The sequence below is a fragment of the Salipiger sp. ABN3_019 genome, assembly GCF_056158605.1.
Genome location: NZ_JBSWTP010000009.1, coordinates 1,135,455 through 1,147,950 on the forward strand (window position 1 = coordinate 1,135,455; position 12,496 = coordinate 1,147,950).

Sequence of the window (12,496 nt, forward strand, 5' to 3'; positions counted from 1 at the left end):
TGTAACTTTAACAACTTCACCACCACGTCCCCCGGTCGCACTTGCTCCAAACCCTTGCGCCCCCTCAAACGCAAGGAGTTCCGAATTTTCTACTACCATGTGTACCTGTGTCCCGACTTTCTGTCTTATGTTGTGTGTGAGTGTCTTCTTGCGGTGCTGTTTGGATAGCTTCAGACGCCCCAAGACGCATCGCTCTTGAAAGTTTCCCCGTGGTTACTGAGTGAATTTCCGCCGACCCCCAGAGCGGGGTTTCCCGCTCAGATCGGGATTTCAGGTCGATCAAAGCGATCGATCAGGGGCTAAAAATGGCGGAATTCTGTCCAATTGCGGCGACCGTTCGCGCTGTGTCGGTACAGAGACAGTTGAGTTTGAATGTGTTTTGTACGTTAACGTTAAGTTAACCTGACGTAATGGACCCAAATTGATCAGAGGCTGGAAGACGCGGAAAAACGCCGGGAGCTACTTGCCTAAAATTTAGGCGCAGCTCCAGTTAGCCCTGTTCGGTGCCGTTGCGCTGCGGCATAATCGTCACAAGCGTCGCGTGCAGACGCGGTGGTGACGGTCATTTGAGGCCGAATTAACACCTCCGCCGGAGCCCACCCGCGGCGCGGATTTTTGAACACTAAAGTCTTTTTGTTTCTTATTCGTGGATTCCCATGCGACAGATCAGTCTACTCGCCTTGACGAAGTCGACAGGTGGCATTGCCCTCTACAACAAGCTTCTACTGACCGAACTCCGACGGATCGGGGTGCGATCTCATACGCTTTGCCTGTCTGAAAACGCCGAAGCCTATGCGGCTGATTTGGCCAAGCGGGGGCTGGGCGCAGAGCCGGTCGAGATGGCCCGCTACAGTATAGATCCGCGCGGAGACGCACGCGTGTTGCGCCGCGTCGTCTCGGCAAGCCGCGAGCACGCGGCGGATGTGATCGTCTGTCATGGCAGCAAATCCGGCTTTATCGGTCGCGCTGCGGGGCGGCTGACCGGGCGGCCGGTGGTCTATCGTCAGGCCTCGATGCCGTTCCAGCGCCGCGTGCAGGGGGCCAAGGCTCCGCTTTACTGGGCGCTCGACTTTGCCGCACGGGGGTTCGGCGGCCACATCGTGACGCTCACCGAATATGCCCGGCAGCAGACATTGGCCGCCAAGCTGATGTCGGCGGACCGGATCAGCGTGATCCGGACGGGCGTCGATGTGGCGCGCTTCAAACCCGCCCCAGATCGCGCAGCGGCACGCGCCGCGCTGGGGCTCGATCCGGATCGGCCCGTGGTCGGCTGGATGGGGCGGGTGGAGCCGCAGAAGGCCCCGCTCGACTATGTGCAGTCATTGCGCGACGTCGTGGCGCGCCACCCGCATGTGCAATTCGTCATGGCCGGCGAGGGTCGCATGGAGCGCGAGGTCGCGCAGGCGCTGTCCGCCGCAGGCCTGTCAGAACGCGTTAAGATGCTGGGGTGGCAGTCCGATCCGGTGCGCGCCCTGCAGGCCTTCGACGTCTATGTGCTCAGCTCGCACTGGGAGGGTCTGCCGATCACTCTGCTCGAAGCCATGGCCAGCGGGTGCTGCTGTATCTCGACCGATGTCGATGGCTGTTCGGATGCGCTTGAGGATGGGATCAGCGGCCAGCTGGTGAGCGCTGGCGACACGGGCGCACTCGGGCAAGCGTTGGAAGGCGTTCTGCAAGACCCCGACCTGCGCGAGCGATACGCCGAGGCTGGCAGGCACCGCGCGGTGACCCTGTTCGACAAGGAAACCATGGTGGCGAAATGGGTGGAGCTGCTGTCGAGCCTGACCGCAGGCACGGCCTCGCTTCCCGTCGCAGAGCAGGGGAAGACGGCGTCGGAGGGCGGACAATGATCGGCTCATCTTCCTCGCTGCCGCAAAAGCCCGGCGTTGCCGAGCCCGCTGCGGGGCAATCGCTGCGGATCTGCATGATCATCTCGTCCTATCATCCGATCGTGGGTGGGGCGGAAAAACAGGTGGCTCAGCTTGCGGGTCTGATGACCGCGCAGGGTCATAAGGTCTATATCCTGACGCGCCGCTATCCGGGCCTTGCAGCAAGCGAAACCATCGACGGTGTCGAAGTGCGCCGCATCGCGATGCGCAAGCCGGTCACAGGTGTGGGGTTCGTTCTGGGGGCGGCGCGCATGGTGCGCAAGTTGAACCCGGACGTCATCCATTGCCATTCGATGTTCACGCCCTCGCTGGCGGGGGCGCTCGGCAAACGTCTCACCGGCGCGCCGCTTCTGTCGAAGCCAATGTGCGGCGGCGAGGCCACCAAGATTGCACGAAAGCCCTTCGGGCGACGCCGCCTCGCGTATTTGGGCCGTGCGGTGGATCGCTTTCCAATGGTGAGCCACGAGATAGAAGCCGAACTGTCCAAGCTGGGCATTCCGGAAGGCAAGCTGCGCTTCATCCCCAATGGCGTCGATGGCGAGCGGTTCCGCCCGGCCCGCACGCAGGTCGAGAAGGACACGCTGCGCTTGCGCTTTGGTCTGCCGTCCGGGCCGCTGTTCCTCTTTGCCGGGCGGCTCGCGGCGCAGAAGCGCCTGCCGCTGCTGCTCGAGGCGTGGTCCGACATCCGCGAACGCATTCCGCAGGCGACGCTGGCGATCGCCGGGGCGAACCGCGTCTCGGGCGGCGGCTATCAGGCCACCTTCGGCAATGCGGATGAGATCCCCGAGGCGCTGATGCAGCAGCCCGGTGTGCGGATGCTGGGACATGTGGCCGACATGCCGAACCTGCTGCGCGCGGTGGATGTCTTTGTGCTGCCCTCGGCGCGCGAGGGTCTGTCGAATGCACTGCTCGAGGCCTGTGCCTCCGGGCTCGCCTGCGTCACCGCGCGCACCGGCGGCGCGATGGATTTCGTTGTTGATGGGGAGAATGGCATGCTCTTTGACGTCGACGACCGAGAGGCGCTTGGCGCCGCGCTCGAAGCGCTGGCGGCGGATCCGGACATGCGCGGTCGCCTCGGTGTGAATGCGCTGCGCACCGTCGCCCGCGACTACGACATTCGTCAGACCGCGCGCGCGCTGCTGGGTCAATACGCCGAGCTGGGCGCAGGTGCCCGCGCGAGCGGGGCAGGGGAGGCATGAGATGAGCGACAGTGCACCCATCTTCATCCTCGGCCTTCAGCGCGGGGGGACCAACCAATTGCTCAACGCGCTGCGCTCGCATCCCGATACCATCTGGCCCGACGGCGAGATGCACGAGGTGCTGCGCCCCAAGCCGGCGCTGCGCGGCACCACGGCAAAGACCCTCGCAGGCTATTTGCCCACTGCTCTGCGCAGCGGCGACATCATGAACCCGCGCCGGGCACCGGGACCATTGCGTCCGCGCGACCGGGCGTGGATCGCCCGAGAGCTGGCCCGTGCCACGGAACGGAACCTGCCCGAAGTGCGCCGCTTCAAGCGCGCGCTGGCCGCGCAGGGGCTTGGTCCGGCTGTCCCCTCGGGGCGCGCCCGCATGGTGCTGAAGGTGATGAACTACAACATCGGCCTCGCCACCGATCTGGACCGCATCTACCCCGGCGCCCGCTTCATTGGCCTCGTGCGCGATCCCTATGGCATCTGCGAGAGTATGATGGCCCGTGGTGGCAACCCCACCAAAATCCTCGAACTCTACCGCTATTTCGGCGAGACGCTGCTGCGGCTCGAACAGCGCGGGCTGCCGCTGAAGGTGGTGCGGCTGGAAGATATGGTTGGCGATTTCCGCCAATGCGTCGACGAGGTCTTCGACCTCTGCGATCTCGCTCCGAATGCGACGCAGGGCCTCTGCCTGCAAAGCAAGGAGCGGATCACCGATGCGGCTGGCCGGGTGATCGGCACCCGCAAGGTCGACACTTTCCATGCGTTCGACCACGTCAACCGCCACATGCGGGCCGATATCAACGACGCCGCCCGCGCCGAACTGGCCCCCGAGGTGGCGGGGCTGGTGCAGAAGAACTGCGCAGCGGTCATGGAGCGTTTCGGCTATCTGGCTCCCGCCGCTTTGGGCTGACCCGAGGTGCCGGAGCAAAGCCGCGCATCGCTTCGGAAACCTGCTTGACGGCACTCCGTAAGAAACTTATGGAGTGCCACACCCCCGGCGAGTTGGCGGAGTGGTGACGCAGCGGATTGCAAATCCGTGTACACCGGTTCGATTCCGGTACTCGCCTCCAAACACCCTCACACAGTTTGACACCACATAGCTTCGCGCTCGCGGAGGTTTTGGTGTGACTTGCGCCCCGCGAACCCTGCGCGTTGGGCGCGCAAGGAAACCCGCTTCCGCGATACATATTATGGTCAGCTTTTGGCGCCTAACGCCGAAACTGCCTGCTTCTTGAGCGCATTCATGCATGCAGGCCGGAAATGCGCGGATTTTTATTTTACCGTTTGGTCAAAAAATTCTTCATGGTGACAGCCCGGCGCGCAAGCCGGCCCACATCTGTCCGCACATGGAGGCACGCATGGAAATCGGGGTATTTCTTCCCATCGGCAACAACGGCTGGCTCATCTCCGAGACCGCGCCGCAGTACAAGCCGAGCTTCGAGCTGAACAAGGAGATCACGCTGAGCGCCGAGAAATACGGGCTCGATTTCGTGCTCACCATGATCAAGCTGCGCGGCTTTGGCGGCAAGACCGAGTTCTGGGACCACAACCTTGAGAGCTTCACGCTGATGGCCGGGCTCGCCGCCTGCACCAGCAAGATCAAGCTCTATGCCACCGCCGCCTCGCTGGTGATGCCGCCGGCGATCGTCGCGCGCATGGCCTCGACCATCAACTCGATCTCGGGCGGGCGCTTCGGGGTGAACCTCGTAACCGGCTGGCAAAAGCCCGAGTACAGCCAGATGGGCATGTGGCCGGGCGACGAGTTCTTCGGCACACGCTATAAGTATCTGGCGGAATACGCGCAGGTGCTGCGCGATCTGTGGGAGACCGGCAAGAGCGATCTCAAGGGCGAGTTCTTCCAGATGGACGACTGCCGCCTCAGCCCGCAGCCGCAGGCCGATATGAAGGTGATCTGCGCTGGCTCGTCCGATGCGGGCATGGCCTTCTCGGCGCAATACGCCGACTACAACTTCTGCTTCGGCAAGGGGGTGAACACGCCGCAGGCCTTCGCGCCCAATGCCGAGCGCCTGAAGGAAGCCACCGCCAAGACCGGGCGCGACGTGTCGACCTATGCGCTCTTCATGATCATCGCCGACGAGACCGACGAGAAGGCCCGCGCCAAGTGGGATCTCTACAAGGAAGGGGCCGACGAAGAGGCGCTGGCGTGGCTTGGCCTGCAGAGCGCGGCCGACACGAAATCGGGCGCCGACACCAATGTGCGGCAGATGTCCGATCCCGTCTCGGCGGTGAACATCAACATGGGCACGCTGGTGGGGTCCTATGAAACCGTCGCCAAGATGCTCGACGAAGTGGCAGAAGTGCCCGGCACCGGTGGCGTTCTGCTGACATTCGACGATTTCGTGCAGGGCGTCGAGGATTTCGGCTCCAAGATCCAGCCGCTCATGGCCTGCCGCAAGTCGGTTCAGGTCTCCGAACCCGCATGAGGCAGAAAATGGACGTTACAGCCCAACCCGAAAATTTCCCCTTCGATCCCGAGACCACCGCGCTGATCGTGGTGGACATGCAGAACGCCTATGCCACCAAGGGCGGCTACGTCGACCTTGCCGGTTTCGACGTGTCTGGCGCGCGCTCGTGCATCGAGAACATCTGCAAGGTCACCAAGGCCTGCCGCGACGCGGGCGTGCTGGTCACCTTCCTGCAGAACGGCTGGGACCCGGCCTATGTCGAGGCCGGTGGCCCGGACTCGCCCAACGTCAAGAAATCCAACGCCATCAAGACCATGAAGAAGCGCCCCGAGCTTTGGGGTCAGCTTCTGGCCAAGGGCGGCTGGGATTATGACATCATCGACGAGCTTGATCCGCAGGAGGGCGATCTGCTGATCCCCAAGCCGCGTTATTCGGGCTTTTTCAACTCCTACCTCGACAGCGCGCTGCGCTCGCGCGGGATCAAGACGCTGGTCTTCACCGGCATCGCCACCAACGTCTGCGTGGAAAGCTCGCTGCGCGATGCGTTCCATCTCGAGTACCACTGCCTGATGCTCGAGGATGCGACCAACCACCTCGGCCCGGACTTCATCCAGAAGGCCTCGGTCTACAACGTCGCCACCTTCTTCGGCTGGGTCGCCAAGACCGACGATTTCTGCGCCGCGCTTATCTCCAAGGAAGAAAAGGAACTCTCGAATGCCTAAGACTCCCGTGATCCCCGAAGGCACCGGCAAGCCGCTCGCACCCTATCTGCCGGGCGTGCTGGCCGACGGGGTGGTCTATGTGTCGGGCACATTGCCCTTCGACAAGGAGAACAACGTCGTACACGTGGGCGACGCGGCGGCGCAGACCAAGCATGTGCTCGAGACCATCAAGTCCGTCATCGAAAAGGCGGGTGGCACGATGGACGACGTGGTGATGAACCATATCTTCGTCACCGACTGGGCCAACTACGCGGCGGTGAACGAGGTCTATGCCACCTATTTCCCGGGCGACAAACCGGCGCGCTACTGCATCCAATGCGGCCTTGTGAAGCCCGACGCGCTGGTCGAGATCGCCACGGTCGCGGTCATCAAGTAATGGAATTCACCCATCTTAAGTGCGGGCGCGAGGGCGCCCGCACGCTTGTTTTGTGTTCGGGGCTCGGCGGGGCGCAGGGCTATTGGACGCCGCATCTGGACGCGCTGAAGCCACAGTTCGATCTTATCCTCTACGATCAGCGCGGCACCGGCGCGAACGCCTGCGATCTTGGCCCGACCAGTATCGCGGATATGGCCGACGAAGTGCTCGAGGTCTGCGACGCGGCCGGTGTCGATCGCTTCGATCTCATGGGGCACGCGCTCGGCGGGCTGGTCGGCTTCGATCTGGCCGCGCGCGCGCAACGCCGCGTCGAGCGGGTGGTGGCGATCAACGCCTGGCCCGAGATCGACGCCCATACCGCGCGCTGCTTCGACATCCGGTTGGCGACGCTGGCGGGGCAGGGGCTCGAGGCCTTTGCCGCATTGCAGATGAATTTCCTCTACCCGCCGTTCTGGATCGCCGCACATCCCGAAAAGATCGCCGCCGAAGAGGCCCATGCCGTGGCGCATTTCCAAGGCGCCGCCAATATCACGCACCGCATCGGCGCGCTGCGCGATTTCCGCCTGCCCGAAAAGCTCGACGGCAAGGGCATTCTGCTGGTCGCCAGCAAGGATGATGCGCTGGTGGATGTGGCGCAGTCCGAACGGCTCGCCGAGCGCCTGCCGGGCTGCAAGCTGGTGATCTTCACGCAAGGCGGACACGCCATGAACCTGACCAAGCGCGACGCGTTCGAGGCCGAGGTGCTGCCCTTCCTGACGGCGGAGTGATCCGAACCGTCATTGCGCGGCAATGGCTCTGCATCGATCACGCCAGCCCGTCCAGACGGGCTGGCGTCTTTCATGTCTGCGCTCGCCATGGCCGTGGTTGCGATCAGTGTGCCCGAATGCCGAAAATTTAGCGCGCTCGGGCGTTCCATCTCCCCGACCCGGGCGGAACAGCTGTACCCTCGCTGGACAAATCCGAAGGCGCCGCTCACCTTCCGCCTGACTTCAAGGAAAGGACTGCCCCCATGGCCCATGAGATGCTGAAACCTTCTGCCCCGGCGCCGCTGCGCAACGTGAATCTCGAAACTGATGAGATCCAGCAGGCACGCGTCGATCTGGCCGCAACGCTGCGTATGGCGGCGCACTACGGGCTCGAAGAAGGTATCTGCAATCACTTCTCGGCTGTGGTTCCGGGCCATCCCGACCTCTTCCTCGTCAACCGGCTCGGCGATGCCTTTGCCGAAGCCAAGGCCTCAAGCCTGCTGATCTGCGACTTCGACGGGCATGTGCTGCAGGGGGAAGGGGAGCCGGAGGCGACGGCCTTCTACATTCACGCCCGGCTGCACAAGCAGCACCCGCGCGTCGGTGCCGCCTTTCACACCCATATGCCCAATGCCACCGCCCTGACGATGATCGAGGGCGATCCGCTGGTCTGGGCAGGTCAGACCGCGCTGAAATTCTATGGCCGCACCGTGGTGGACGAGGATTACAACGGGCTCGCGCTCGACAATGACGAGGGCGACCGCATCGCCGCGGCCATGGGCGAGGCCGACGTGATCTTCATGCGCAACCATGGCGTCATGGTCTGCGCGCCCAATATCGCCGAAGCGTGGGACGATCTTTACTACCTCGAACGCGCCGCCGAGGTGCAGCTGAAGGCGATGAGCTCGGGCCGCCCGCTGATCCCGGTCTCGGAAGAGCTTGCGGAGAAAACCGCGAAGCTGATGCGCGAGGGCGATCCCGAAAGCGCGCGGATGCATCTTGAGAGCATCAAACGCCAGCTTGACGTCACCTCGCCGGGCTTCCGCGACTGACCTTCCGACGCGCTCAGCCGGCGACGATCACCTCGACGCCGGCGGCCTGCAGGGCCTCGGCCAGCGCGCCGGTCGGGGCCGCGTCGGTGACCAGCGCGTCGATCCGTTCGAGCCCGGCCACCTGCACCAGCGCGTTGACGCCGAACTTGCTCTGATCGGCCAGCACCACGCAGCGCGAGGCGCGCGCGGCATAGACCCGCTTGATCTCGGCATCCTCGATGCAGAAGTCGAAGATGCCGCCCTCGGTGATCGAGGACACGCCCAGAAACGCCACGTCGAACCACAGTTTGCCCGCCTGCTCCATCGTCACCGGGCCGACCAGTGACATGGCGGCGGGCCGCATCTTGCCGCCCAGCATGTAAACCTCGGCGCGCGTCTCCAGCGCCGCGACGCGCAGGTTGTTGCTGAAGATGCGCCGCGCCGGATCGCCAACCATCAGACGCGCCAGTTCCAGCACCGTCGTGCCGATATCGAGGGCCACCATCTCTTGCGGGCGGGCCAACGACAGGGCTTTGCGGGCGATGCGCGCCTTGGCCTCGGCATTCTCGCGCTGCCGATCGCTGAAGAAGGGCGCGGGCGCAGGGTCTGGCGGGCAGGTTTCGCTAAGGATGGCGCCGCCATGGGTGCGGCGCAGATCGCCGCGTTCTTCCAGATCGCTGAGGTCACGGCGCACGGTCATCTCGGAGACGCCGAACATCTCGGCGAGATCGGCAGAGGACATGAAGCCCTTTTCGCGGATCACCTGCGCGATGCGGTCCTTGCGCACCACGCCCATCATCCGGCCCAACGTCCGGGGCGAGGGTTTTTCTGCCGGGTGTTTGGTCCGGCGGGCGGGCGTTTCGGTGGTCATGGTCGGGTCAACGCCTTCAAGGCCGGGCGGGTTGCAGCCGCGGCAGGGCGCGCTCCTGATGGCGGGCGCTGCAGGCACGCGGCAGCACCGTTAAAACAAAGCTTACACGAAGCCAGATAGTCGGACAAAAGATAACGTAAGGTTAATCGGGGTTATCGCAGGGCGAGGGCCGTTGCGCTTGTTGTTGCCTGCATATGCGACGCCACGTCCCTTTCCAAGCGCGAAGAAACCCCGTTACATGTCGCCATGACCCGCGCGCTTGCCCATCGTCTCATGCTGCTCGCCACCGTGTTGACGGTGGCCTTTGCGAGCGTCGTCTTCGCGGCCCGCATGGCGCCCGATGGCGCGCAGGAAGCCTCGCTTGAGAGCTATCTCGCCATGGGCGGGACGCTGGACGAGCTCTGCGACGGCGCAGGGGCGCATCACCACGCGCATCATTGTCCGGTCTGCCATCTGCTGCCCGAGGCTCCGCGCATTGCGTCGGATCGCCCGGCGCAGCGGATTGCCCGTGCGTTCAGCGCGTGTGTCCTGCGCGATCTGGCGACACGCCCGCAGCGCGGCGATCCGCATCGCTCACCCCGAGCACCCCCGGTCTTCATCTGATCGCGCGCCGCCCGTTCGGGGCGCGCCGAGCCAGATTTCCCTGATTTTGCGAGGCATGTCCTCGCCCCTGATCATGCGCAGGCAGCGGTGCGTCCGCGCGCGCAAGGAGACCGAAGATGAAGACCACCTTGATTGCCGCCCTTGGCCTTGCCGTTCTCGCAACCGGTGCCGCCCATGCCGAAGGCCAGATGACCCACCAGATGAAACAGCGCGAGATGTCCGCCACCGCGCCTGCGGAGGCGCGTTTCGAGCTTGGCGCGCTGGTGATCGAGAACCCGTTCTCGCGCGCCTCTCTGCCCAATCAGCCGGTTGGCGGAGGGTTTTTCACCGTCACCAACACCGGCACCGAGGATGACCGGCTGATCGCCGCGAGCGTCGCGCCCGAAATGGCGGATCATATGGAAATCCACGAGATGGCGATGGACGGGCAGGTAATGAAGATGCGCGAACTGCCCAAAGGTCTGCCCATCGCCGCTGGCGAGACAGTGCAACTCAAGCCCGGTGGCTACCACCTGATGCTCATGGGGCTGAAGCAGCCGCTGGTGGAGGGCGAGACCGTGGCGGTGACGCTGACCTTCGAAAAGGCGGGCAGCATCGAGGTTCCGCTGGCGATCGGCGCGCCCAACGCCAAGGGCGGTATGGGCCACGGCGGTCATGGTAAGATGAAGCACGGCGGGTGAGGGCTGCGGCATGACAAAATCGGGGATTTCCGCGATCCGTCTGGCGCTCTGGGGGCTGGTGCTGCTGGCCCTCGTCGTGCTGCTGTGGGTCCGTGTGCTTGCGCCGCGGCTCGAGCAGGACGTCACCGCCTCGCTCGGGCGGGGTGACTACCAACTGACAGCCACCGACGGCAGCGCCTTTACCGAAGACAGCCTGAAGGGCGCGCCCTCGGCGGTGTTCTTCGGCTTCACCCATTGCCCCGAGGTCTGCCCGACGACCTTGGGCGACATCGCCACATGGGAAGAGGGGCTGGGCAGTGACGCCGCTGCGCTGCGCGTCTTCTTCGTCACCGTCGATCCCGAGCGCGATACGGTCGAGCAGCTTCGGGACTATGTGTCATGGGTGCCCGAGGTGCGCGGGGTTTCGGGGGCGCGTGCGGAGATCGACAAGGCGCTCAAGGCGTTCCGCATCTACGCCCGGCGCGTGCCGCTCGACGATGGTGGCTACACGATGGACCATTCGGCCATGGTGCTATTGTTCGATGCGCGCGGCGATTACGCCGGGCTGATCAACTATCAAGAGGATTATGACCGGGCGCTCGGCAAGCTGCAGGCGCTGGTCGCGGGCAGCTGACGGCAGGGCCTTGCCGAAATCTTGCGCCGCCCCTTGCCGGATGGGGTGGCGCGCGCCACTCTTCACGTAAAGCACACAAGAGGCGGAGCGGGCAGATGGGCAGTACCAGACGGAATTTTCTTTTCACCGGCGGCGCGATGGCGCTGCTCGCGGGCTGTGGCGGCGGCGGGGGCGGCTACACCAGTGCCGATGCGCCGCTTGATCCGATGCTGCTGCCCCAGCCCAACCCCGGCTGGGATGCGTGGGTCGCCGCCTTCCGCGGCCGCGCGCAATCGCAGGGCATCTCTGGCGGCACGTTCGATGCGGCCTTCCGCTCTGCGGGCTTCCTGCCCGGCGTGATCGAGCGCGACCGCAGCCAGACAGAGTTCACCCGCACGCTCGAGGATTACCTCGCGATCACCGCAAGCGAGCAGAAGGTCTCGCAGGGCCGGGACGAGCTGCGCCGCAACATGGGCGTGCTGCGCGAGATCGAGGCGCGCTACGGTGTTCCGCCGCATGTGGTCTGCGCGGTCTGGGGGATGGAAAGCAGCTATGGCACCCGGCGCGGCAATATCCCGGTGATCTCGGCCTGTTCGACGCTGGCCTACGAAGGGCGGCGCGGCGCGTTCTTCGAGGCACAGACGCTGGCTGCCCTGCGCATCCTGCAGCGCGGCGACACCAGCCCTTCGCAGCTGACCGGCAGTTGGGCGGGGGCCATGGGCCATACGCAGTTCATCCCCACCACCTACCAAAGCTACGCGGTGGATTTCCGGGGCGACGGGCGGCGCGACATCTGGTCCGACGATCCGACGGACGGGCTGGCCTCCACCGCCAACTACCTGTCGCGCAGCGGCTGGCGGCGTGGCGAGCCTTGGGGTCTGGAAGTCGTGCTGCCTGCGGGCGGTGCCTCGATGGCGGGCGGCACGCGCAGCGGCGCGGGCTGGACTTCGGCGGGCGTACGCCCCGCACCCGGGGGCTCGATGCCGTCCGGCTCGGGCAAGCTCTTGCTGCCCGAGGGCGCGGCGGGTCCGGCGTTCCTCGTCTATCGCAACTTCAACGTCATCCTGCGCTACAACAACGCACAGAAATACGGGATCGGCGTGGGCCATCTGTCGGACCGTCTGCTGGGCGCGGGTCCGCTGCGCGGCGGCTTCCCGCCCGACCGCTATGGTCTGACCATCGACGACCGCCGTGAGTTGCAGCGGCGTCTCACCGGCGCGGGCTTTGACGCGGGCACGCCCGATGGGGTGCTGGGAAGCAAGACGGAGGCGGCAATCCAAGGCTATCAGGCGCGCAATGGGCTGCCGGTGACCGGCGAGCCCTCGCAGGCGCTGCTCGCCCGGCTGCGACGCGGGTGATCCGCGCCG

At 64.9% G+C, this 12,496-nt stretch carries 13 protein-coding genes and 1 tRNA gene; 13 read left to right on the forward strand and 1 reads right to left on the reverse strand.

All coding sequences use genetic code 11. The features are described from left to right. The first annotated feature begins 656 nt into the window (after nt 1-656). The 9 genes from ACXAD2_RS13615 to ACXAD2_RS13655 all read left to right on the forward strand — a co-directional run bounded on the left by ACXAD2_RS13615 (nt 657) and on the right by ACXAD2_RS13655 (nt 8,404). Nucleotides 657-1,850: a glycosyltransferase gene (locus tag ACXAD2_RS13615; RefSeq protein ID WP_475170949.1), complete on the forward strand. Its 1,194-nt coding sequence runs from the start codon at nt 657-659 to the stop codon at nt 1,848-1,850. Further along, nucleotides 1,847-3,088, forward strand: coding sequence for a glycosyltransferase family 4 protein (locus ACXAD2_RS13620; RefSeq protein ID WP_475170956.1), 1,242 nt, complete (start codon nt 1,847-1,849; stop codon nt 3,086-3,088). The genes ACXAD2_RS13615 and ACXAD2_RS13620 overlap by 4 nt, the downstream gene beginning before the upstream one ends. Before the next feature lies 1 nt (nt 3,089). Next, complete coding sequence (locus ACXAD2_RS13625; protein ID WP_475170963.1) at nt 3,090-3,992, forward strand: sulfotransferase; 903 nt, start codon at nt 3,090-3,092, stop codon at nt 3,990-3,992. Between the two features lie 86 nt (nt 3,993-4,078). Further along, a tRNA-Cys gene (locus ACXAD2_RS13630) sits at nt 4,079-4,152 on the forward strand. A gap of 288 nt (nt 4,153-4,440) precedes the next feature. Then, on the forward strand, nt 4,441-5,526 hold the full coding sequence (rutA, locus tag ACXAD2_RS13635) for a pyrimidine utilization protein A (RefSeq protein ID WP_475170971.1): 1,086 nt from the start codon (nt 4,441-4,443) through the stop codon (nt 5,524-5,526). A gap of 8 nt (nt 5,527-5,534) precedes the next feature. Then, on the forward strand, nt 5,535-6,230 hold the full coding sequence (locus tag ACXAD2_RS13640) for an isochorismatase family protein (RefSeq protein WP_157373977.1): 696 nt from the start codon (nt 5,535-5,537) through the stop codon (nt 6,228-6,230). Then, on the forward strand, nt 6,223-6,606 hold the full coding sequence (gene rutC, locus ACXAD2_RS13645) for a pyrimidine utilization protein C (protein WP_164181183.1): 384 nt from the start codon (nt 6,223-6,225) through the stop codon (nt 6,604-6,606). The genes ACXAD2_RS13640 and rutC overlap by 8 nt, the downstream gene beginning before the upstream one ends. Further along, a complete protein-coding gene (rutD, locus tag ACXAD2_RS13650) occupies nt 6,606-7,373 on the forward strand; it encodes a pyrimidine utilization protein D (protein ID WP_475170983.1) in 768 nt (255 codons plus the stop codon). The genes rutC and rutD overlap by 1 nt, the downstream gene beginning before the upstream one ends. 242 nt (nt 7,374-7,615) lie before the next feature. Beyond that, complete coding sequence (locus tag ACXAD2_RS13655) at nt 7,616-8,404, forward strand: aldolase (RefSeq protein ID WP_475170988.1); 789 nt, start codon at nt 7,616-7,618, stop codon at nt 8,402-8,404. Between the two features lie 13 nt (nt 8,405-8,417). On the opposite strand, the gene ACXAD2_RS13660 is transcribed toward ACXAD2_RS13655, so the two are convergent. Next, nucleotides 8,418-9,254, reverse strand: a complete 837-nt coding sequence (locus tag ACXAD2_RS13660) for a DeoR/GlpR family DNA-binding transcription regulator (protein ID WP_475170993.1) — start codon at nt 9,252-9,254, stop codon at nt 8,418-8,420. 246 nt (nt 9,255-9,500) lie between these two features. Here ACXAD2_RS13660 and ACXAD2_RS13665 point away from each other — a divergent pair, with 246 nt between their 5' ends. The 4 genes from ACXAD2_RS13665 to ACXAD2_RS13680 all read left to right on the forward strand — a co-directional run bounded on the left by ACXAD2_RS13665 (nt 9,501) and on the right by ACXAD2_RS13680 (nt 12,487). Then, nucleotides 9,501-9,857: a hypothetical protein gene (locus tag ACXAD2_RS13665; RefSeq protein WP_475170997.1), complete on the forward strand. Its 357-nt coding sequence runs from the start codon at nt 9,501-9,503 to the stop codon at nt 9,855-9,857. A gap of 116 nt (nt 9,858-9,973) precedes the next feature. Further along, complete coding sequence (locus tag ACXAD2_RS13670; RefSeq protein WP_475170998.1) at nt 9,974-10,537, forward strand: copper chaperone PCu(A)C; 564 nt, start codon at nt 9,974-9,976, stop codon at nt 10,535-10,537. A 10-nt stretch (nt 10,538-10,547) separates the two neighbouring features. Beyond that, nucleotides 10,548-11,150: an SCO family protein gene (locus ACXAD2_RS13675; RefSeq protein WP_475171004.1), complete on the forward strand. Its 603-nt coding sequence runs from the start codon at nt 10,548-10,550 to the stop codon at nt 11,148-11,150. Between the two features lie 95 nt (nt 11,151-11,245). Further along, nucleotides 11,246-12,487, forward strand: coding sequence for a lytic murein transglycosylase (locus tag ACXAD2_RS13680; protein ID WP_475171007.1), 1,242 nt, complete (start codon nt 11,246-11,248; stop codon nt 12,485-12,487). Nucleotides 12,488-12,496: the final 9 nt, after the last annotated feature.